The following is a 21,068-nucleotide window of genomic DNA, read 5'->3' as shown; positions in this document are numbered from 1 at the left end:
CCGTTTCAACGCCTGGCGCGTGCGCGCATCAGCACGCCGTAGACGAGGGCCGCGAGCGCGACGCCAACGAACCAGGCGTAGGCGTAGATGGCCTTGAAGCCGGCGCCCACGCCGGGAAAGGCGTCCGGGAAGGCCGCGTTCAGGAAGCCGGGAATATTCGGCGCCACCCCGGCGGCGAAGGCGGCGATGGCGGCCCCGTTCCAGCCGCGCAGCAGGCCATCCGCGTAGCCGTAGGCGCCATCGTCGCGGTACAGTTGCTCGACGTCCAGGCGCGTTCTGCGGACGACGTAGTAATCGACCATCAGGATGCCCGCGATCGGGCCCAGCAGGGCCGAGTAGCCGATCAGCCAGGTGAAGATATAGCCCTGGGTCGATTCGAGGATTTTCCAGGGCATCATCGCCAGCGCGATGGCCGCCGTCAGGTAGCCTCCCGCGCGGTAGGAGATGCGGCGCGGCGCCAGCGCAGAGAAATCGTAGGCCGGGCCGACCAGGTTCGCGGCCAGGTTGACGCTGACCGTATCGACCAGCAGCACAACCAGCGCCACCAGCACGGCGACGCCCGTCATGCGGCTGGCCAGGTCGACGGGATCCCACAGCGCCTTGCCGTACAGGACCACGGTGGCCGAGGTGACGATCACCGCGAGGGCCGCCAGCAATCCCATCGGCACCGGCAGGCCCACCGTTTGCCCCACCACCTGGTCGCGCTGGCTGCGGGCGAAGCGGGTAAAGTCGGGAATGTTCAGCGCCAGCGTGGCCCAGAAGCCGACCATGGCCGTCAGCGACGGCCAGAACGTGGTCCAGAACTGCCCTTCCTTCGGGCCGCCGGGCACGAAGGCGGACGGCTTGTCGAGCAGCGGGCCGAAGCCGCCCGCCTTGTCGTACACCCAGGCCAGCAGCACGAAGCAGATGGCGATCTTCAGCGGCGCCGTCCACGTCTCGAGCTTCCTGATCGATTCCATGCCGTGCACGATGAACCAGAACTGGATCGCCCAGAACGCCAGGAAACAGCCCAGCTGCGCCCCGTTGATGCCCAGGCCTGCGATGCGCTCGCCGCCGATCTCGTGGCCGGCCAGCACGCCCAGCAGCGTGTAGATCATGCTGCCGCCGAACCAGGTCTGGATGCCGTACCAGCCGCAGGCGACGATGGCGCGCATCAGCGCCGGCAGCCTGGCGCCGCGCGTGCCGAACGACGCCCGCGCCAGCACCGCATACGGGATGCCGTAGCGGGTGCCGGCGTGGCCGATCAGCAGCATCGGCAGCAGGACGATGGCGTTCGCCAGGAATACCGTCAGCACCGCCTGCCAGGCCGACATGCCCGCCTCGACGAGGCTCGCCGACAGCGTGTAGGCGGGAATGCACATGACCATCCCCATCCACAGGGCGGCAAAGTGGTACCAGCGCCAGGTGCGCTGGGCGGCGCCGGTGGGCGCCAGGTCGTCGTTCCAGAGATCGTTGTCGGCTGCGGGGCTGCTCATCGGATTCGTCGTGTGGCGCCGGCCGGGCCGGCGTTCATGTCGTGTGCGGGAACGCGAATTCTACCCCTCGGCCGGCCGTATTCGGCCAGCGCTGCATGACCGCCTTGTGGCGCGTGTAGAAGCGCACGCCCTCCGGCCCGTAGGCGTGGTGGTCGCCGAACAGGCTGCGTTTCCAGCCGCCGAAGCTGTTGAAGGCCATCGGCACCGGCAGCGGCACGTTCACGCCGACCATCCCCGCCTCGACCTGGCGCACGAATTCCCGCGCCGTGCCGCCGTCGCGGGTGAACAGGGCCACGCCGTTGCCGTACTCGTTGCCGTTGACGAGTTCGAGGGCGCTGCCGATGTCCGGCAGGCGCACCACGCACAGCACGGGGCCGAAGATCTCTTCGCGGTAGATCGACATGTCCGGCCGCACGTGGTCGAACAGCGTGCCGCCGACGAAGAAGCCGTTCTCGCGGCCCGGGACGGTGTACCCGCGGCCGTCGACGACGAGGGTGGCGCCCTGCTCCACGCCCTCGCCGATCAGCCGCTCGATGCGCTGCTTGGCCGCCTCCGTGACGACGGGGCCCATCTCGGCGCCTTCCGCCATGCCGTCGCCGATCTTCAGGGCCGCCGTGCGCTCGGCCAGCCGGGCCACCAGCGCGTCGCCCGCGTCGCCGACCGCCACCGCGACCGAGATGGCCATGCAGCGCTCGCCCGCCGAGCCGTAGGCGGCGCCGACGAGTGCGTCGATGGCCATGTCCATGTCGGCATCCGGCATCACGACCAGGTGGTTCTTGGCGCCGCCCAGGGCCTGCACGCGCTTGCCCGCCGCCGTGCCGCGGGCATGGATGTACTCGGCGACGGGCGTCGAACCGACGAAGCTGAGCGCCTCCACGTCCGGATGCTCGAGCAGCGCATCGACGGCTTCCCGGTCGCCCTGCACGACGTTGAACACGCCGTCCGGCAGGCCCGCCTGATGCAACAGGCGGGCATGCAGCAGCGCCGGCGACGGGTCGCGCTCCGACGGCTTCAGCACGAAGGTATTGCCGCAGGCGATGGCGATGGGGAACATCCACATGGGCACCATCACGGGGAAGTTGAACGGCGTGATGCCGGCCACGACGCCCAGCGGCTGGCGCATCGACCAGGCATCGATGCCGCGCGCGACCTGGTCGGTGAATTCGCCCTTGAGCAGTTGCGGGATGCCCACGGCGAATTCGACGACTTCGATGCCGCGTGCCACTTCGCCCTGGGCGTCCGCGAAAGTCTTGCCGTGCTCGCGTACCACGAGCGCCGCGAAGTCGTCCGTGTGCAGGCGGCACAGCTGCAGGTAGTTGAACAACACGCGCGCCCGCGCCAGCGGCGGCGTGGCGGCCCAGGCGGGAAAGGCGGCGGCCGCCGCCGCCACGGCGGCGGCCACGTCCGCGCGCGACGCCAGCGCCACGCGCGCGCAGGGTTCGCCCAGCGCGGGGTTGAACACGTCGGCCTGGCGCGGGCCCGTGCCGGCATGCGCCTGGCCGCCGATGTAGTGTCCGATCGTCTCCATGTTTGTCCTTTTTTTTGTCCTTTTGTTGTCAGTCCAGCCGTTTCAGCACGTCGGCGAGCTTGCCGAACAGTTCGTCGATATGTTTCTTCTCGAGCACCAGCGGCGGCGACAGCGCGATGATGTCGCCCGTGACCCGGATGAGCACGCCGTCCGCGAACGCCTGCTTGAAGGCGGCGAAGGCACGGGCGCCCGGCTTGCCGGGAATCGGCGCCAGCTCGATGCCGGCGACCAGGCCGATGCTGCGGATGTCGATCACGTGCGGCAGGCCGCGCAGCGCATGCACGGCGTCTTCCCAGTAGGGCTGCAGCGCGCGGGCGTGTTCGAGGATGCCCTGTTCCTCGAACACGTCCAGCGTGGCCAGCGAGGCGGCGCAGGCGAGCGGATGGCCGGAATAGGTATAGCCATGGGCCAGCTCGATGCCGGGCGGCGCATCCATGAACGCGTCGTGGATGAAGGCCTTGGAGAACACGGCGCCCATCGGCACGGTGCCGTTGGTGATGCCCTTGGCCGTCGTCATCATGTCGGGCTCGACGTCGAAATAGTCGGCCGCGAACGGCGTGCCCAGGCGCCCGAAGCCCGTGATGACCTCGTCGAAGATCAGCAGGATGCCGTGCTTCGTGCACAGTTCGCGCAGGCGCTTCAGGTAGCCCTTGGGCGGCACCAGCACGCCGGTGGAGCCGGACACGGGTTCGATGATGACGGCCGCGATCGTGGACGCGTCGTGCAGGGCCACGAGGCGTTCCAGCTCGTCCGCCAGCTCGACGCCGAAATCCGGTTCGCCGCGCACGAAGGCATTCCTGAGCGGATCGTGGGTGTGCGGCAGGTGGTCGATGCCCGGCAGCAAGGGGCCGAAGGCCTTGCGATTGGGGCCGATGCCGCCTACCGACAGGCCGCCGAAGCCCACGCCGTGGTAGCCGCGCTCGCGCCCGATCAGGCGCGTGCGGCTGCCTTCGCCGCGGGCACGGTGGTAGGCCAGCGCGATCTTCAGCGCCGTGTCCACGGCTTCGGAACCGGAATTGGTATAGAACACGTGGCCGAACTTGTGGCCCGTGTAGTCCATCAGGCGCTCGGCCAGGTCGAAGGCGGCCGGGTGGCCCATCTGGAAGGTGGGCGCGAAGTCGAGCTGGCCCACCATCTCGCTGACGGCCGCGACGATCTTCGGTTGCGCATGGCCGCACGGCACGCACCACAGGCCGGCCGTGCCGTCGAGGATCGCGTTGCCGTCGACATCCTTGTAGTACATGCCCTGCGCCGACACCAGCAGGCGCGGATGCGCCTTGAAGTCGCGGTTGTTCGTGAACGGCATCCAGAATGAGGACATCGATGCCGGCTTCGCTTCGTTCATGTGCACCTCCGGGCGAGTGATTTACCTGTCAGCAAAATCGTGATGCGATAATGGACGACAGGATAACAGCAGCGGAGCGCGCCGCGTTCCCCGAGCGCAGAGAAAGAGGATGCCATGCCCGACCTGACCCCGACCAAACTGTTCACACCGCGCCTGAAGCTGCGCTGGATGGACGAGCGCGACACCGACGCCCACTACGCCGTGTTTTCCGATCCGCTGGTCACGCGCTACTGGAGCAGCGAACCGTGGACCAGCCGGGACCGGGCCGTGCAGGCCATCGCCCGCATCCGCGCCGCGTATGCCGACGGCAGCGAAGCGCGCTTCGGCATCGAACTGCTGGAAACGGGGGAGTTGATCGGCAACTGCGCGCTGCACCACTTCTTCGAGGCGAGCCGGCGCTGCGAACTGGGCTACGCGATCGGCAGCCGCCACTGGGGCCGCGGCTACGTCAGCGAAGCCCTGGCGGCCCTGCTCGACTACGGCTTCGACGTGCTGGACCTGAACCGTGTCGAGGCCGACATCGACCCGCGCAACGGCGCGTCCGCGCGGGTGCTGGAAAAGCTGGGCTTCCGCAAGGAAGGCTATATGCCGGAACGCTGGATCGTGCACGGCGAGGCGGCCGATACGGTCAACTACGGCCTGCTGCGCCGCTACCGGGACGCGGCCTGAGGGCGCGCGTCCCCGTTGTCGGTCGGCTTGTTACTTCGCGGCGGCCTGCTGCAGGCCCGGCACCGCGGCGGCGCCCTCCTTCACCTGCGCCGTCGACGGCGCCAGCGCCGTGCCGATGGCTTCCGCCCGGCCGCCCAGGCAGGACGACAGGAAGTTCTCGGCCACCGCATTGAAGGCGATGTTGTTGACGGGACGGGCGAAGCCGTGGCCCTCGTCCGGGAACACGACGTAGGTGACGGGAATGTTCTTCTCCTTCATCGCCGCCACGATCTGGTCCGACTCGCGCACGTTCACGCGCGGGTCGTTCGCGCCCTGGCCGATCAGCAGCGGACGCTGGATGCGGTCGGCGAAGTTCAGCGGCGAACGCTCCTTCAGCAGCGCGCGGCCCTCTTCCGTGGTCGGGTCGCCCATGCGCTTGTAGAACTGCTGCTTGCCCGATTCCCAGTACGGCGGGATCGTCTGCAGCAGCGTGAACAGGTTGGAGGGACCGACGATGTCCACGCCGCAGGCGAAGGTCGTGGGCGTGAACGTCAGGCCCGCGAGCGTCGCGTAACCGCCGTAGGACCCGCCCATGATGGCGACCTTGTCGCGCGTGGTGACGCCGCTCCTGACGGCCCAGTCGACGGCGTCGATCAGGTCGTCGTGCATCTTGCGGCCCCATTGCTGGTCGGCCTTCGAGATGAATCCCTTGCCGAAGCCCGTCGAGCCGCGGTAGTTCACGGACAGCACCGCATAGCCGCGATTGGCCAGCCACTGGTGGTAACTGCGGTAGCCGTAGCTGTCGCGCGCCCACGGGCCGCCGTGCACCAGCAGCACCATCGGCACGGGCCGCGCGGCCTTGCCGCTGCCGGACGGATCCGCCGCCTTCGGCAGCGTCAGGTAGGACACCAGGTTCAGGCCGTCGCGGGCCTTGATCTCCTGCGGGAACATCGGCACCAGCGGCGCGCCTTCCAGCTCCGGGCGGGCCGTGAACAGCTTGCTCAGGCGCCTGCCCTTGCGCTCGTACAGCCAGGTCGACGGCGGCGCGGAGACGGGGTCGAGGTCGACGATCCACTTGTCGTCCGCATCCGTGCGCGAGCGCACCTGGAAGTCGCCCTTCAACTCCCGCTTCAGGTGGTCCAGGTCGCCCTTGACGTCCTTGTCCAGCGCGACGTATTCGTGCTTGAGGAAGTCGACCTCGTAGGCCTGCACCTGGCCCGTGCGCACGTCGAACAGGCCGGAGGCGATGTCGGCGCGGGCATCCTGGGCCACCACCCTGGACGTGCCGCCGGCGACGTCCTGCGCCACCAGGGCGGCCGTGTCGCGCCCGCGCGAGTCGTTCCAGTACAGCGTCTTGCCGTCCGTCGTGAAGCCCAGCGGCGACGTGGTCAGCGCGTCGTCCAGGTCGACGCGTGCCACCGGCGTCGCTTCGACCTTGTCCTTCACGACGCGGAAGTAATCGCTGCCGCCGTCGGGGCGGCTCTTGACGGCCAGGCGCAGCACCAGCTGCTCGTCGGCGACGAAGCCGGCGTAGTCGCCCGTGTTCTTGTAGACCAGCGCCAGCTTGCCGCTCGCGAGGTCGAGGCTGTAGACGTCGTGCCAGCGCGGGTCGCGGTCGTTCACGCCGATGAGGATGCGGTCCTTCACCTGGCGGCTGATGTTCACCACCTGCACCCGGGTCTTTTCGAACGGCGTGAGCACCTTCTGCGTGCCGCTGGCCACGTCGACGCCGTACAGCAGGAAGTTCTCGTCGCCGCCCTTGTCGTTCACGAACAGCAGCGACTTCGAATCCGGCGCCCAGAACACACTGCGGATCGGACGCGTCTTTTCCGCCGTCAGCGGCCTGGCCTGGTCGGGCTTGCCGACCGGCGCCACCCAGACGTTGAGCACGCCGTCGCGCGGGGCGATCCAGGACAGCCATTTCCCGTCCGGGCTGATGGCGGCCGCGATCTTGCTGGGGTTGCCGAACAGCTTGGCGCGCTCGATCAGCGGCACCTGGGCGGCGGGCGCCTGCGCGGATTGCGCATGCACGGATGGGACGAGAGCGACTGCGAACAATGCGGCCAGGGTGGTACGTAGCATGCGGACCTCGCAACGAAAGTGGATGGGAGTATGCGTCAGGCATGGCCGATATGGCCTTGCTGAAAATACTATGAAGCGGGCGGGTTGTGAAGCGGGCCGGTTTGCGACGGAATGCAGGATTTGGGGGATGGAAGGCAAGCAACCGTCGCCCCGGCGCAGGCCGGGGTCCAAGTTTGCTTGCTGTGGAAAGGCGAAAAAATGGGGCCCGGCCTGCGCCGGGGCGACGTGCGATCCGGCGTGCGCTAGCGGCTGGCGTAATAGCGCGCCACCAGCGCGATCTCGGCATCCGTCAGGCCGTGGGCGGCATTGCGCATCTGGCGGTTGATGTCATTGGCGCGGGTGCCGGCGCGGAATGCCGTCAGCTGCGCGCGCAGGTAGGTCTCGGACAGGCCATCCAGCACCGGGGTGGCGGCACGGCCCACGCCCGCGCCGTGGCAGGTCGCGCAGGCGCCGATGTTGCGGATCGGCGCGCCGTTGCTGACGAGCCGCGGCACATCCGGGCGCGCGTCCGGCCGGGCGGCCGGCGTAGCGCGCGGCTGCGCCGCGTAGTAGGCGGCCAGGTCGCGCATGTCCTGCTCGCTCAGGTTGGCCGCCATCGCCTGCATGATCGGGTTCGTGCGGTGGCCCGCCTTGAAGTCGCGCAGCTGCTTGTAGGTCGACGAGGCCGGCTCGCCGGCCAGGCGCGGCGCGTCGATGGCCGCCGCGGCCGGGCCGCGCGCATCGTGGCACGTGCTGCATTGCTGGGCCAGCGCGGTGCCGCGGCGCACCGCGCCCGCGTCCGGCGGTCCCATCATCGCGCTGTTGACGATGACGTCGCTCGGCTGGATCGCTTTTCCACCCTGCGGCGTGGCGTTGCGGTAGCGCGCCGGGGCGCCGGCGGCGCTGCAGATCGCGTCCCACAGCGAATCGACGGTGGCGCCGCCATGCACGCGCGGCACCCAGACGAAACCGACGGCGATCGACAGCACGGCGATCAGGACCACCGCGCCGACGCTGATCGTGAACCAGCGGTTTTTCAGAGAGAACAGGCGTTCGTTCACGGCGCGCCTCCCACCGGCACGGCCGGCACCGACGTTTCCTTGAGCGCCAGCAGCTGCGCGATCGGGTAGCCGTAGTTGAGGACCGACACGCCGATCATCAGCACCAGCCACAGCGCATAGCCGTTGAGGGCCACGGGCAGGCGCCCGGTCGCGTGCACCGGCTGGGCGAAGCGGAACTCGGGCAGGTCGACGACGGCGCTGCGGTGGCCGCGCAGCAGCACCAGCAGGAACAGCAGGCCGGACGCCACCAGCAGCAGGCCGCCGCAGAAGGTGATGACCACGCCGATCGCTTGCGCCGCCAGCTCCGGGTTGCTGTAGTCGAAATAGGCCATGCGGCGCGGCATGCCCATGACCCCTACCACGTGCCAGGGGAAGGTCAGCACGATCATGCCGACGAACCACAGCCACAGCTGCGCCTTCATCATCCGTCCCTGCACCAGCGCACGGCCGGTCAGGTGCGGCCACAGGTCGTAGGCCAGGGCGAAGTACATGATCACGATGGCGCCGCCGAAGATCAGGTGGAAGTGGCCCGTGATCCACTGGGTATTGTGGACGGCGAAGTCGAGCTGGTAGCTCATGTTGATCAGGCCGCCCGCGCCGCCGAAGCCCAGCAGGATGAAGGAAAATGCCGCCGCCAGCATCATCGGGTTATGCCAGGGCAGCGCCTTGACCCAGCCCAGCAGGCCGGTGCCGCCGCGCAGCCGTCCCGCGATCTCGACGGAGGCGACGATCGTGAACACGGTCAGGAAGGTCGGTACCGAGACCATGCCCGTGAAGACCGCGTGCAGGAACTTGACGCCGGAGCCTACCTGCGGATCCTGGAACAGGTGGTGGATCCCGATCGGCATCGAGAACACGAGGAACAGGACGAAGGAGATGCGTCCCATCGTGTCGCTGTACAGGCGGCCGCCGATGGCGCGCGGCACCAGCGTGTAGAACGCGATGTAGGCGGGCATCAGCCAGAAGTACACGATCGCGTGCAGGGTCCAGGAAAAGAACACGCGCGACAGGCCGGCGTCGATGGTGGACTTGAAGCCCAGCGCCACCGGCAGGATCAGGAACAGGATCTCGATGGCCGCGCCGAGCGAGGTCCAGGCCCACAGGTAGGCGCCGGCCAGGTTGGCGAACATGGGCAGCGGCACGTTCTCGCCCGGATGCGCCTTGCGCCAGACGCGCAGGTTCACGGCCATCAGCGCGACCCAGATCCACGACCCGACCACCACCAGCACCACGCCGATGTAGTAGGCCGGGTGGCCGATCAGCGGCGGATAGAAGGTGTACAGCACCGAGGCCAGGCCCGCGGACACGGGCCCCAGCGCCGTGATCGTGCCGGCGAGCACCAGCGCCAGCCCGGTCCAGGCCCAGCGCCGGCCGACCAGCGCCTGCTTGAGCGACAGCTCGACGATCGCATAGCCGAAGCCCATGGCCACGAGGGTCGGGAACACATAGCCCATCACGGACCCGTGCGCCGTCACCGAGCGGTAGTACAGCTCGGGATGGCCGATCCACGCCGTCAGCGGGCTGCGGATGTACATCTGCCATTCGCCGAGCAGCAGCGCGGCGAAGAACGCGGCGAAGGCGAACCAGAAATGGCCCAGCACCAGCCGCTTGGTATCGTTACTGAACACAGCTCATCCCCTTTCCCTCCTGCTCGCGCGCACGGCGCATGAATTCGTCCCTGTCGATCACCTTCACGTGCGCCCACATGGCGGCGTGGCCCGTGCCGCAGAACTCGTGGCACGGCATCAGGTGGTCGCCCGTCTTCTCGAAGCGGGTGCGGAAGTTCGTGATGTAGTCCGGCACCAGCATGACGTTGACGTTGGTGCCGCTGACCGAGAAGCCGTGCACGACGTCGGCCGCGGTGCCGCGGATCTGCACCGGCATGCCGGCCGGGACCACGATGCATTGCGGCGTGAACGAGTACTGGTTGGCCAGCACCCGCACGGTGGCCGAGCCGTCCGCCTCGGCCACCGTGCCGAGACGGGACTCGACGAACTCGCCGGCGATGTGCAGCGTGGACGGGTCGATGGTTTCCGTGCGCACGGGCGGCGTCGCCGCCCAGTGCAGGCTCATGTAGCCCATCATCCCGACCAGGAACAGCACGATGACGGCCACCACGACGCCCCAGCGTGCCTCCGCCGCGGCGGCGACGTCCGCGCCGCCATGGGCGTTCCGATCCAGCGTGTCCATGTCAGGCCCCTTCCCTGGCGACGAACACCAGGACATAGAAAACCACCCACAGCGCCACCACCACCGCCACGCCTGCCCCCGCCACGGCGAAGGCGCCGCGCGGACCCCGGGCGACGATGGCATCGACGCGCCCCTGCTCGCCGGCCCCGCCATCCTCGTCGATCTGTTCCACGATCATGCTCGTTCCTCTTGTTACACGGGTTTCGCTCGACGGTCGCCGAGCGCAGCTGGTCGACTTCGCGGGCCGGCACCGTCGCGCCCCACCGGGTCGGATCGGCGGCCGGGTCCTTGGACCATCCCGCGAAATGCTTCCAGCTAAAAAAAAATCATACGGCGCGGTCCGAACGGCAGACAATTGGCCACAAGGAGGAGGACCTGCGGCGTTTTCCCAAATTGCTCAAATTCCCGTCCCGATACGGTGAATTCCCCCCGTAGTCGACCGGGAATTCCGTCATGCCCCTGTCGAAAGAAATGCCGGTCGCCGCATCGTCGACATGGCGTCGCCGGGATCGCGGGTGCAGGAGCGGATCGGAACGCAAGAAGCGGAAAGAAGCACACGCCCCTCCCGGTCGAAGCCGGTCCAGGGCATGCCGTCGATGACCGACCGCACATTTGCCATGCATACCATCCATCGGTCGGCACGACCGTTTGTGCCCCGTTTTCGACGGTTCGTCGGCCGCCACTGGATGGCCGCGGGCCCCGGCCGTATAGTGAGACCATCGCCACGCCACCGGGAGCATCCCATGCGCCACACCACATTCCGCGAATTCGCCACTACCATGGAAGACGTCGCCCGCGACATCGTGCGCGCCTGCCGCCGCGCCCTCGACGCCATCGTCGCCATGCCCTGGCCCGCCATGCTGGCCTGCTGCCTCGGCCTGGCCCTGCTGATCAGCATCCTGCCGCTGGCCCTGTTCCTGTTCGTCCTGTTCATGCTCGTCAAGCTGGTCGCGGGCGCCTTCGTCATCGACCGCCGCCGCGCCATGCGCGAACAGGCCGACGGCCCCTGCGGCAAACAATAAGCAGACGGCGAGGGACCGACACGATGCGCGCCAGCCAGATCAACCGCATGCTCGACTTCGTGCGCGACGCCATGGGCGAAGCGCGCAAGCTGTGGTGGCGCTTCTTCGACTGGCTCGCCGTCGTCGAGTGGCGCCAGCTGCTGCTGACCTGGTTCCTGGCGTGGGCGTTCTTCATCATCGTGAACACGCCGGAGCCCGCGTTCTGGTACATGTTCGTGTCCTTCGGCGTGAAGGTGCTGGCGGGCGGCAAGAGGAAAGCCGAGCTGGCGGCGCGCGACGCCACGCTGCAGGCCAACGTCGCCACGCTGGAGCGGCGCCTGATGGAAGCGCAGATGGCCGCGCTGCAGGCCCAGGTGGAACCGCACTTCCTGTTCAACACGCTGGCCCTGATCGGCCAGCTGATCGAGACCGACCAGCGCGAGGCGGCGCGCGTGCACGCTCACCTGATCGAATACCTGCGCTCCACGCTGCCGCAGATGCGCGCGCGCGGCGGCGCCACGCTCGGCAAGCAGGTCGAGCTGTCGCGCGCCTATCTCGCCATCATGCAGGCCCGGATGAAGGAAAGGCTGCAGGTGCGCTTCGAGGTGCCGGACTTTCTATGCAGCGCGCCCTTCCCGCCCATGATGCTGCAGACGCTGATCGAGAACGCCATCAAGCACGGGCTGGAGCCGAAGATCGCCGGCGGCACCGTTGTCGTGCGCGCCGGCGTGGCGGGCAGCACGCTGCAGGTCGAGGTCTGCGACGACGGCATCGGCATCGATCCGCATGCGGACGACGGCGTGGGCCTGGCGAACATCCGCGAGCGCCTGCAGCTGCTGTACGGCGGGCAGGCCGAGCTCGCGATCTCGATGCCGGAAGGCGGCGGCGCGTGCGCGACGATCCGCCTTCCGTACAAGATGATGGAGGATGAAACCGCATGAATGAGCAAGGCATGAACAAGCGAGCCGTGACGGCGCTGATCGCCGACGACGAAGCCCCGATGCGCGACCTGCTGCGCGCGCGCCTGGCCGCCGTGTGGCCGGAGCTCGCCATCGTGGCGGAGGCGGCCAACGGCGTCGAGGCCGTCGAACTGGGCGAGCTGCACAGGCCCGACATCGCCTTCCTCGACATCCGCATGCCGGGCCTGTCCGGCATCGAGGCGGCCAAGCGCCTGTACGCGCGCTCGCACATCGTGTTCGCCACCGCCTACGACCAGTACGCGCTCGACGCCTTCGAACAGGGTGCGCTCGACTACCTGCTCAAGCCCGTGTCGCCCGAGCGCCTGGCCACCGCCTGCGCGCGCATCCGCAAGCGCCTGCAGGCCCGCGCCGGTGACGCTCCCGCGCCGCAGGACATCGGCCAGCAGCTGGCGCGCCTGACGACGCTGCTGGAACACCAGGGCAAGCCGGCCCGGCCCAACTACCTGCGCTGGATCCAGGCCCAGGTCGGCGCGAGCCTGCGCATGATCAGCACGCGCGAAGTGCTGTACTTCCAGTCCGACGAGAAATACACGCGGGTGCAGACGGCGGGCGGGGAATTTCTGATTCGCAAGACGCTGAAGGAATTACTGGACGAGCTGGATCCAGACGAGTTCTGGCGCGTGCACCGCTCGACGCTCGTGCGCGTGGATGCCATCAGCGAGGTCGTGCGCGACGCGCGCGGGCGCCACATGCTGCGCCTGCGCAACCATGCGGGCGAGGTCGAGGTGAGCCGCAATCACACCTATCTTTTCCAGCAGATGTGAATCCCCACGCAAGGCTGGTAGCATGCGGTATCGCCCATCAAGGAGAGCCGCCATGCCATCGATCGCCATCCCCTGCCTGCGCTACCGCGATACCCCTGCCGCCATCGACTGGCTCGGCGAAGTCTTCGGCTTCGCCTGCCAGGTGGCCGTTCCCGGCATGGACGGCGCCATCGCCCATGCCCAGCTGACGCTGGGCGGCGGCATGATCATGCTGGGCACCGTGACGGAAGACGACGACTATGGCCGCGTGCTGGTGCAGCCGGACCAGGTCGACGGGCGCGAGACGCAGACGGTCTACCTGCAGGTGGACGATGCCGACCGCGTCTGCGAACGCGCCCGCAATGCCGGCGCCGTCATCCTGCAGGAGCCGTCCGATACGGAATTCGGCAGCCGCGGCTTCATGTGCCGCGACCCCGAAGGCCATGTGTGGAACGTGGGGACCTACGATCCGTGGAATCCCGAGGCCTTGTTCAACCATTGACCGTCATCCCTGCACGGACGTAGGGTGGCCGCGGCCGGCGTAGGCACCACGTGCCCACCGCCCACGGGAGGGCGCAAAGGCCTCAGCTGAACAGCCCTTCGTCCGACCCGTCGCCGTCGAAGAAGCCGCCGCCATCGATGCCGTTCTCGGCATTGCTGTCGAACAAGCCCTGGCCGCGGCCGTTGTCGCTGCTGAGCGCGCTGTCGACATCACCCACACCTGCCTGGTCCGCCAGCGAGCTGCCGGACTGGTCGCTGAACAGGTTGTTGCCCTTGTCCTCGCTGTTCAACAGGTGCTGGGAACCGCCGCCCTCGTTGTGGTTGAACATGCTTTCCAGTCCGTGGAACAGGAAGCCGCCCGCGGCCACGCCGGCGGCCGTGGTGGCGATCGAACCGAGCGTCGAGCCGAAGCCCCCGCTGAGGAAGCCGCCGCGCTGCGGTTGCTGGTACTGCGGCTGGTATTGCGGTTGATACTGGGGTTCGTATTGCGGCTGGTACGGTGCCGGGGCGCCACGGGCGTAACCCGGGTCCTGCGCGGCCGGACGCGCTGCGCCGCTATTGCCCCAGGTGTCGGCGTCGAGGAAGCGGCCGTTGCCGCCCTGCTGGCCGCTGGATTGAGCCTGGCGCAGCTGGCCTTCCAGCGTGGCGATGCGGGCCTTGGCATTGTCGAGCGCCTGTCCCACCAGCAACGCGCGCTGCACCAGCAGATAGGCGGCATCGGGCTGTTGCGCGACGGCGCGCTGGATCATCGCATCCGCTTCCTGGTCCTTCTGGATGCCACGGGCCTTGACCAGCTGGTCAAGGAAGTCTTGCAACATCTGCGTGTCTTGCGGGCTCATGTTCTACTCCTTGCTGATGACAGGGGATAGCCCATCATGTTGTGGGCTTATCCATGTTTTCAAGTTTCGCAGATTTGGCCGCTGCTGACTTAAAGGGCGCTGAAGCCTGGCCTTTGGATCGGCGTCCGGCGCTTATTTCCCCAGGTCGCGGCCGCCGAAGGCGTTCGGCAGTTGGGCCGCGGCCGTCGTCTCCATCACGTCCCCCTTCAGGTTCGCCAGCACGACGGGCAGCGCGTTGCCGCCCAGCTCCAGGATCACCTGGCGGCAGGCGCCGCACGGGGCGATCGGCCCCTCGGTCTCGCCGATCACGGCCAGCGCCGCGAAATCGCCCGGCTGGCAGCCAGCGGCGATGGCCGAGAAGAAGGCGGTGCGCTCGGCGCAGTTGCACAGGCCGTAGGCGGCATTCTCGACGTTACAGCCGCGGAACACGCGGCCGTCCTTGCATTGCAGGGCGGCGCCCACCTTGAAGTTCGAGTACGGGGCGTAGGCCAGCAGGCGGGCTGCGCGGGCTTCGTCGATCAGTTGTTGGTATTGCATGGGAGATCCCCGAAAGCGTCGTCCCTGCGAAGGCAGGGACCCAATGTCGCATGCTGAGCGGCTGCGCCACATTGGGCCCCCGCCTGCGCAGGGGCGGCGGTGGTTATTACGGACGGATGGTCTTGTAGATCATCGGCTGCGGCGCCGGTGCTTGCTGGGCGATGCGGTAGGCCGCCTGCACTTCGCGCACGGCGCGCTCGGCCGCGTCCTGCGTGCGTGCGTGCACGAGCGCGAGGGGCTGGCCCGCGTCGATCTTCGTGCCCAGCTCCACCAGCCCGGTCAGGCCGACGGCGAAATCGATCGTGTCCTGCGGACGGGTACGGCCGCCGCCCAGGCCCACCACCGCCAGGCCCAGGTCGCGGCAGTCGGTCGCGTAGGCGTAACCGGCTTCCAGCGCCGGTACGGGCACGACGATGGGCGCCTGCTCCAGGTAGGCGTCCGGCTTGTCCATCAGGTCGGCCGGGCCGCCCAGCGCCGTCACCATGCGCGCGAAGCGTTCCGCCGCTTCGCCCGAATCCAGCGCCTTCTGCAGCTTGGCATGCGCTTCGGCGTCGGTGGCGGCCAGGCCCGAGACGACCAGCATCTCGGCGCACAGCGCCATCGTCACTTCGTGCAGGCGCGCCGGGCGCGATTTACCGGTCAGGTAGTCGATCGCGACGCGCACTTCGACGGCGTTGCCGGCGGCCGGGCACAGCGATTCGTTCATGCCCGTCAGGATCGCCGACGTGCGGGTGCCCGCGCCGTTGCCGACGTGGACGATGGACTCGGCCAGCTCCACGGATTTTTCATACGTCGGCATGAATGCGCCGCTGCCCGCCTTGACGTCCATGACGAGGGCGTCGAGGCCCGCCGCCAGCTTCTTCGACAGGATCGAGCCCGTGATCATCGCGACCGATTCCACGGTCGCCGTGGTATCGCGGATGCTGTAGAAACGCTTGTCGGCCGGCGCCAGCTGGGCGGTCTGGCCGATGATGGCGACGCCCACTTCGCGCACGATTTTCCGGAACAGTTCCGGCTCCGGCACGGTGCTGTAGCCCGGGATCGAGTCGAACTTGTCGAGCGTGCCGCCCGTGTGGCCCAGGCCGCGGCCCGAGATCATCGGCACGAAGCCGCCGCAGGCGGCGACCATCGGGCCCAGCATCAGCGAGACGACGTCGCCGACGCCGCCGGTCGAGTGCTTGTCGACCACGGGACCGGGCAGGTCCAGCGACTTCCACTCCATGACCTGGCCGGAATCGCGCATCGCCAGCGTGAAGGCGACGCGTTCATCCATCGTCATGTCGTTGAAGTAGACGGCCATCGCCAGCGCGGCGATCTGGCCTTCGGTGGTGCTGCCGTCCGGGATGCCGCGCACGAAGAACTGGATCTCTTCGGCGGAGAGGACGCCGCCGTCGCGCTTTTTACGGACGATTTCTTGGGGGAGGAACATGGTATTTCCCGTTTCCTAAATTGTTGGCTCAAAAACGTCGTTCCCGCGCAGGCGGGAACCCAATTTACGCTAGCGCAACGCCGGCAAACTTGGGTTCCCGCCTGCGCGGGAACGACGGGTTTTCGGATCGCGGTGAATTACACGCCGTACGGAATCCACACGTTCTTGACCTGGCTCGCATGCTGCAGCACCGTGCGTCCGGCCGCCTGCTTCGCATCGAACCAGTCGCGGCCCTTGGCGCCGCCGACCCAGGTACGCTTCAGCGACTCGGCCGACAGGCGCTCGACTTCCGCGCAGCCTTCCGCCGAACCGTCGTGGCGCCACACGGCGTCGACGTCGAAGTGCGAGGCCAGCGTGCGCGCCAGCTCGTCGGCCGAGCCGGTGACGATGTTCAGCACGCCGCCCGGCAGGTCCGAGGTGTCGAGCACCTGGTACAGGTCCAGCGCCGACAGCGGATGCGCTTCCGACGGCACGGCGATCACGCGGTTGCCCAGCGCGATGGCCGGCGCGACCAGCGAGACGAAGCCCAGCAGCGGGTTCTCGGTGGGGCACACGATGCCGATCACGCCGACCGGTTCGTTCAGCGCGACGGTGATGCCGTGCATCGGCGGCTGGTGCGCGGCGCCGTCGTACTTGTCGGCCCATGCGGCCCAGTAGAACAGGCGCTCGATCGATGCCTGCACTTCCTTCTCGGCGTTCTTGCTGCCGGTCTGGCGGGCGATGCGCTCGGCGAATTCGTCGGCGCGCACGGCCAGGTTCTCGGCGATGTAGTACAGCACCTGGGCGCGGTTGTGCGCCGTCGCCTTGGTCCAGCCGGACGCCTTGTGCGCCGCTTCCACGGCGTTGCGGATGTCCTTGCGGCTGCCTTCGCCGATGTCGGCCAGGAACTCGCCGCCGGCGCCATGGATCGCGCGGCTGTAGCCGCTGTCCGGGCGCGCCTGCTTGCCGCCGATGTACAGCTTGGCAGTGCGGTCGATCTGGAACGGATTCGCTTCCTGCGCCGGCTTGGCGTTGGCCTTCGCTTTCACGACGGCCTGCGCCAGGTTCGGCCGCGCGTCTTCCGCGCGCGGGGTCAGGTATTCGACCATGCCTTCCTTGCCGCCTTCGCGGCCGAAGCCCGATTCCTTGTAGCCGCCGAAGCCGCAGGCGGCATCGAACTGGTTCGCCGTGTTGATCCACACGACGCCGGCCTTGATTTGCGGGACCACGTCCAGCGCCAGGCTGATCGACTCGGTCCAGACGCAGGCCGCCAGGCCGTAGACGGTGTTGTTGGCCAGCTGCACGGCCTCGCCCGGGGTGCGGAAGCTCATCGCCACCAGCACGGGGCCGAAGATCTCGGTCTGGCTGACGGTGGCGGTGGTCGAAGCGCCCGTGATCAGCGTCGGCAGGTACCACGCGCCCTCGCCCGGCGTGGCGCAGGATGGCTGCCACACGTCGCAGCCTTCGGCGCGCGCCGATTCCACGAGGCCGTGGATGCGCTGCTGCTGGACCGGGTCGACGAGGGCGCCGATGTCGGTCGACTTGTCGAGCGGCGAGCCGACGCGCAGGTTCTGCATGCGCGCCTTCACTTTTCCGATGAAGCGCTCGTACACGGATTCCTGCACCAGCAGGCGCGAACCGGCGCAGCACACCTGGCCCTGGTTGAACCAGATCGAATCGACGAGGCCTTCGACGGCGGCATCCAGGTCGGCATCGTCGAACACGATGAACGGCGACTTGCCGCCCAGTTCCAGCGACAGTTTCTTGCCGCTGCCGGCGGTGGCTTTGCGGATGATGCGGCCCACGTCGGTCGAACCGGTGAACGCGAGCTTGTTGATGTCCGGATGGTTGACGATGGCTTCGCCCACGCGGCCGTCGCCCGTGACGACGTTGACCACGCCCGCCGGCACGCCGGCCATCTGGCACATCTCGGCGAACAGCAGCGCCGTCAGCGACGTGTACTCGGCCGGCTTGAACACGATGGTGTTGCCGGCGGCCAGCGCGGGCGCGACCTTCCACGCCAGCATCAGCAGCGGGAAGTTCCACGGCACGATCTGGCCGACCACGCCCACGGCGCGGTAGTCGGCGAATTCTTCCGACTGCAGCTGGGCCCAGCCGGCGTGGTGGTAGAAATGGCGCGCGGCCAGCGGCAGGTCGGCGTCGCGGGTCTCGCGGATGGTCTTGCCGTTGTCCAGCGTCTCGAGCACGGCGAACAGGCGCGCATGCTTCTGCAGCAGGCGGGCCAGCGTGTACAGCACGGTGGCGCGGCCGTGGCCGCCCATGGCGACCCAGGCCGGGTGCGCGCGGCGCGCCGCTTCCACGGCCTGCTGCACGTCGGCCTCGGTGGCCTGGGTGACCTGCGCCAGCTCGCTGCCGTCGGCCGGATTGAAGGTGCCGAAGGTCTCGCCCGGCTCGGTCCACTTGTTGTCGATGAACAGGCCGAAACGGCGGCCGCGCCCTTCCAGCCACGCGTGCGCTTCCTTGGTGCTTTCGGGTGCGGGGCCGTAATCCATAGTCTGAAGAATCTCTTTAATCGTTGGCATGGTGTTCTGTCGTGATCAGGGTTGCGCGTGGCGGTGGGCGGCCGAGTAGAAGCCCGTGACGTGGTGCTCGAGCTGGCGCTCGATGTCGGTCAGCAGGCTCGAGGCGCCGATGCGGAACAGGTGCGGCTGCAGCCATTCGTTGCCCAGCTCTTCCTTCATCACGGTCAGGTACTGCAGCGCCGACTTCGCGGTGGAGACGCCGCCGGCCGGCTTGTAGCCGACCATGAAGCCGGTCTGTTCGTAGTACTCGCGGATCGCCCGCACCATCACGAGGGACACGGGGATGGTCGCGTTCACGCCTTCCTTGCCGGTCGAGGTCTTGATGAAGTCCGCGCCCGCCATCATGCACACCCACGAGGCCTTGGCCACGTTTTCCAGCGTGACCAGGTCGCCGGTCGCGAGGATCGCCTTCACGTGGGCATCGCCGCAGGCCTCGCGGTAGGCGACCATCTCGTCGTACAGCGCCTGCCAGTTGCCCGTCAGGACGTGCTGGCGCGTGATGACGATGTCGATCTCGGTGGCGCCGGCGGCCACCGACAGTTCGATCTCGCGCACCTTGGTTTCCATGCTCGACAGGCCGGCCGGGAACGCGGTCGACACGGCGGCGATCGGCAGGCGGCCCTGCAGGATGCGGCCAGCCGGCTCGATCATCTCGTGGTACACGCAGACGGCGCCCGTGGTCAGCTCGTCCAGGCCCAGTGCCTGCATCAGGTCGGCGCGCAGCGGACGCATGGCCTTGCGGCACAGGCGCTCGACGCGGCCCGGGGTGTCGTCGCCGGACAGCGTGGTCAGGTCGATGCACTGGATGGCCTTGACCAGCCAGGCCGCCTGGTAGTCCTTCTTGACGGTGCGGCGGTTCGCCAGGCTGGCGGCGCGGCGGTCGGCGGCGTTGCGGTTGACCTTCAGGTGGTTGATCCAGCCCAGGTCGAGGCCGACGGCCGTGTTACGTTTGAATTCCGGGTTCTGGGTCATAGCAGGGCAGTTCCGTTAGCAAGGGGTTTGACGCCGAGATGCTTGGCAAGCGTGGCGCCGATGTCGGAGAAGGTGTCGGACACGGGCAGCTCGCGTGCCGGGGCGGCGGGGCCGAAGAACAGCACGGGGATGTGTTCGCGCGTGTGGTCGGAGCCCGGCCAGGTCGGGTCGCAGCCGTGGTCCGCCGTGACGACCACCAGGTCGCCTTCCTTCAGCCTGGCCAGGAAGTCCGGCAGGCGCGCATCCAGCTCGTGCAGGGCGTTCGAGTAACCGGCAACGTCGCGGCGGTGGCCGAAGTGCATGTCGAAGTCGACGAAGTTCACGAAGGTCAGCGATTGTTCCGGCGCCTCGTCCGCCACCTCGAGCAGGCGGTCGAACAGCGCCATGTTGTCGGCGCCCTTGATCAGGCGCGTGACGCCCTGCCCCGCGAAGATGTCGCTGATCTTGCCCAGCGCGATGACCTCGCCGCCAGCGTCCTTGACGTGGTCCAGCAGCGTCGGCGAGATCGGCGGCACGGCGTAGTCGTGGCGGTTGCCGGTACGCTTGTAGACTCCGGCTTCGCCGGTAAACGGACGCGCGATCACGCGGCCGATGTTGTACGGCTTGACCAGCTCATAGGCCGCTTCGCACACCTGGTACAGGCGCTCCAGGCCGAAGTGTTCCTCGTGCGCGGCGATCTGCATCACCGAGTCCGCCGACGTGTAGATGATCGGCTTGCCGGTGGCGACGTGCTCGTCGCCCAGTTCCGAGATGATCGTCGTGCCCGATGCGTGGCAGTTGCCCAGCCAGCCCGGCACGCCCGTGAGCGCCTGCAGCTTGTCCGTCAACTCTTGCGGGAACGTCGGCACGGTCTTGGGGAAGTAGCCCCAGTCGAACAGCACGGGCACGCCGGCGATTTCCCAGTGGCCGCTCTGCGTGTCCTTGCCCGTCGACTGTTCGCGGGCCACGCCCCAGGCGCCCGTGAAGCCGTCGCGCCTGGCGAAGCCGGCCGGCCAGGCGCCGCTCGCCTTGTGCGCCGCGGCGCCCAGGCCGATCTGTTCCAGATTGGGCAGGGCCATCGGCTTGCCCGCTTCCGCGGCCCACTTGGCGATGTGGCCGAGGGTGTTGGCGCCTGCGTCGCCGTATTTCTCCGCGTCGGGCAAGGCGCCGAGGCCGAAGGAGTCAAGCAGGAGGATGAATGCGCGTGACATAAGTTATCTCCAGACCGTCGTCCCTGCGAAGGCAGGGGCCCAATTT

Annotated in this window: 19 protein-coding genes; 5 read left to right on the top strand and 14 right to left on the bottom strand. The window is 68.3% G+C overall.

Annotated features, from left to right (window positions below; genetic code table 11):
- Positions 1–5 precede the first annotated feature (5 nt).
- From ACI1V7_RS10420 to aptA, 3 genes are read right to left on the bottom strand one after another with little or no spacing between them, the layout of a single operon-like run.
- Entirely contained in the window at positions 6–1,475 is a 1,470-nt protein-coding gene (locus ACI1V7_RS10420) for an NCS1 family nucleobase:cation symporter-1 (protein ID WP_404531692.1), read from the bottom strand.
- 34 nt (positions 1,476–1,509) lie between these two features.
- A complete protein-coding gene (locus ACI1V7_RS10415) occupies positions 1,510–3,003 on the bottom strand; it encodes a CoA-acylating methylmalonate-semialdehyde dehydrogenase (RefSeq protein ID WP_404531691.1) in 1,494 nt (497 codons plus the stop codon).
- A gap of 28 nt (positions 3,004–3,031) precedes the next feature.
- Complete coding sequence (gene aptA, locus ACI1V7_RS10410; protein WP_404531690.1) at positions 3,032–4,348, bottom strand: omega-aminotransferase AptA; 1,317 nt, start codon at positions 4,346–4,348, stop codon at positions 3,032–3,034.
- Positions 4,349–4,462: 114 nt separating this feature from the next.
- Here aptA and ACI1V7_RS10405 point away from each other — a divergent pair, with 114 nt between their 5' ends.
- On the top strand, positions 4,463–5,017 hold the full coding sequence (locus ACI1V7_RS10405; RefSeq protein ID WP_404531689.1) for a GNAT family N-acetyltransferase: 555 nt from the start codon (positions 4,463–4,465) through the stop codon (positions 5,015–5,017).
- Between the two features lie 30 nt (positions 5,018–5,047).
- Here ACI1V7_RS10405 and ACI1V7_RS10400 read toward each other — a convergent pair whose 3' ends face one another.
- From ACI1V7_RS10400 to ACI1V7_RS10380, 5 genes are all read right to left on the bottom strand, one after another.
- Positions 5,048–7,078: a S9 family peptidase gene (locus ACI1V7_RS10400; protein WP_404531688.1), complete on the bottom strand. Its 2,031-nt coding sequence runs from the start codon at positions 7,076–7,078 to the stop codon at positions 5,048–5,050.
- Positions 7,079–7,320: 242 nt separating this feature from the next.
- Positions 7,321–8,118, bottom strand: a complete 798-nt coding sequence (locus tag ACI1V7_RS10395; protein ID WP_404531687.1) for a c-type cytochrome — start codon at positions 8,116–8,118, stop codon at positions 7,321–7,323.
- The gene (locus ACI1V7_RS10390; RefSeq protein ID WP_404532508.1) at positions 8,115–9,719 is read right to left on the bottom strand and encodes a cbb3-type cytochrome c oxidase subunit I; all 1,605 of its coding nucleotides are present in this window, start codon (positions 9,717–9,719) and stop codon (positions 8,115–8,117) included. The genes ACI1V7_RS10395 and ACI1V7_RS10390 overlap by 4 nt, the downstream gene beginning before the upstream one ends.
- Before the next feature lie 16 nt (positions 9,720–9,735).
- The gene (locus tag ACI1V7_RS10385) at positions 9,736–10,308 is read right to left on the bottom strand and encodes a cupredoxin domain-containing protein (protein WP_404531686.1); all 573 of its coding nucleotides are present in this window, start codon (positions 10,306–10,308) and stop codon (positions 9,736–9,738) included.
- A 1-nt stretch (position 10,309) separates the two neighbouring features.
- Complete coding sequence (locus ACI1V7_RS10380; RefSeq protein WP_290412649.1) at positions 10,310–10,486, bottom strand: hypothetical protein; 177 nt, start codon at positions 10,484–10,486, stop codon at positions 10,310–10,312.
- Between the two features lie 565 nt (positions 10,487–11,051).
- Between ACI1V7_RS10380 and ACI1V7_RS10375 the strand changes: the two genes are divergently transcribed.
- From ACI1V7_RS10375 to ACI1V7_RS10360, 4 genes are read left to right on the top strand one after another with little or no spacing between them, the layout of a single operon-like run.
- Positions 11,052–11,330, top strand: a complete 279-nt coding sequence (locus ACI1V7_RS10375) for a hypothetical protein (RefSeq protein ID WP_404531685.1) — start codon at positions 11,052–11,054, stop codon at positions 11,328–11,330.
- Positions 11,331–11,353: 23 nt separating this feature from the next.
- Positions 11,354–12,250 carry a sensor histidine kinase gene (locus ACI1V7_RS10370; RefSeq protein ID WP_404531684.1) on the top strand — a complete coding sequence of 299 codons (897 nt, stop codon included), beginning with the start codon at positions 11,354–11,356 and terminating at the stop codon, positions 12,248–12,250.
- Positions 12,251–12,261: 11 nt separating this feature from the next.
- Positions 12,262–13,053 (top strand): LytR/AlgR family response regulator transcription factor, encoded by a 792-nt coding sequence (locus tag ACI1V7_RS10365; protein ID WP_404531683.1) that lies wholly within the window; start codon positions 12,262–12,264, stop codon positions 13,051–13,053.
- A 52-nt stretch (positions 13,054–13,105) separates the two neighbouring features.
- Entirely contained in the window at positions 13,106–13,534 is a 429-nt protein-coding gene (locus ACI1V7_RS10360) for a VOC family protein (RefSeq protein ID WP_404531682.1), read from the top strand.
- Between the two features lie 82 nt (positions 13,535–13,616).
- Here the strand turns inward: ACI1V7_RS10360 and ACI1V7_RS10355 are convergent, their stop codons facing one another.
- The 6 genes from ACI1V7_RS10355 to ACI1V7_RS10330 all read right to left on the bottom strand — a co-directional run bounded on the left by ACI1V7_RS10355 (position 13,617) and on the right by ACI1V7_RS10330 (position 21,022).
- Positions 13,617–14,372: a DUF2076 domain-containing protein gene (locus tag ACI1V7_RS10355; RefSeq protein WP_404531681.1), complete on the bottom strand. Its 756-nt coding sequence runs from the start codon at positions 14,370–14,372 to the stop codon at positions 13,617–13,619.
- A gap of 132 nt (positions 14,373–14,504) precedes the next feature.
- Positions 14,505–14,909 (bottom strand): cytidine deaminase, encoded by a 405-nt coding sequence (locus ACI1V7_RS10350; protein ID WP_404531680.1) that lies wholly within the window; start codon positions 14,907–14,909, stop codon positions 14,505–14,507.
- A 106-nt stretch (positions 14,910–15,015) separates the two neighbouring features.
- Positions 15,016–16,338: a thymidine phosphorylase gene (gene deoA, locus ACI1V7_RS10345; protein WP_404531679.1), complete on the bottom strand. Its 1,323-nt coding sequence runs from the start codon at positions 16,336–16,338 to the stop codon at positions 15,016–15,018.
- Between the two features lie 137 nt (positions 16,339–16,475).
- Positions 16,476–18,860 (bottom strand): aldehyde dehydrogenase family protein, encoded by a 2,385-nt coding sequence (locus tag ACI1V7_RS10340; RefSeq protein ID WP_404531678.1) that lies wholly within the window; start codon positions 18,858–18,860, stop codon positions 16,476–16,478.
- Between the two features lie 15 nt (positions 18,861–18,875).
- Complete coding sequence (deoC, locus tag ACI1V7_RS10335; RefSeq protein ID WP_404531677.1) at positions 18,876–19,832, bottom strand: deoxyribose-phosphate aldolase; 957 nt, start codon at positions 19,830–19,832, stop codon at positions 18,876–18,878.
- Positions 19,829–21,022: a phosphopentomutase gene (locus ACI1V7_RS10330; protein WP_404531676.1), complete on the bottom strand. Its 1,194-nt coding sequence runs from the start codon at positions 21,020–21,022 to the stop codon at positions 19,829–19,831. Before ACI1V7_RS10330 ends, deoC begins: the two co-directional genes overlap by 4 nt.
- Between the last annotated feature and the right edge of the window lie 46 nt (positions 21,023–21,068).

Origin of the sequence: Massilia paldalensis, from assembly GCF_044901715.1 — a bacterium.
Classification (GTDB): domain Bacteria; phylum Pseudomonadota; class Gammaproteobacteria; order Burkholderiales; family Burkholderiaceae_D; genus Telluria; species Telluria paldalensis.
This window is presented reverse-complemented; position numbering and strand designations above follow the sequence as displayed.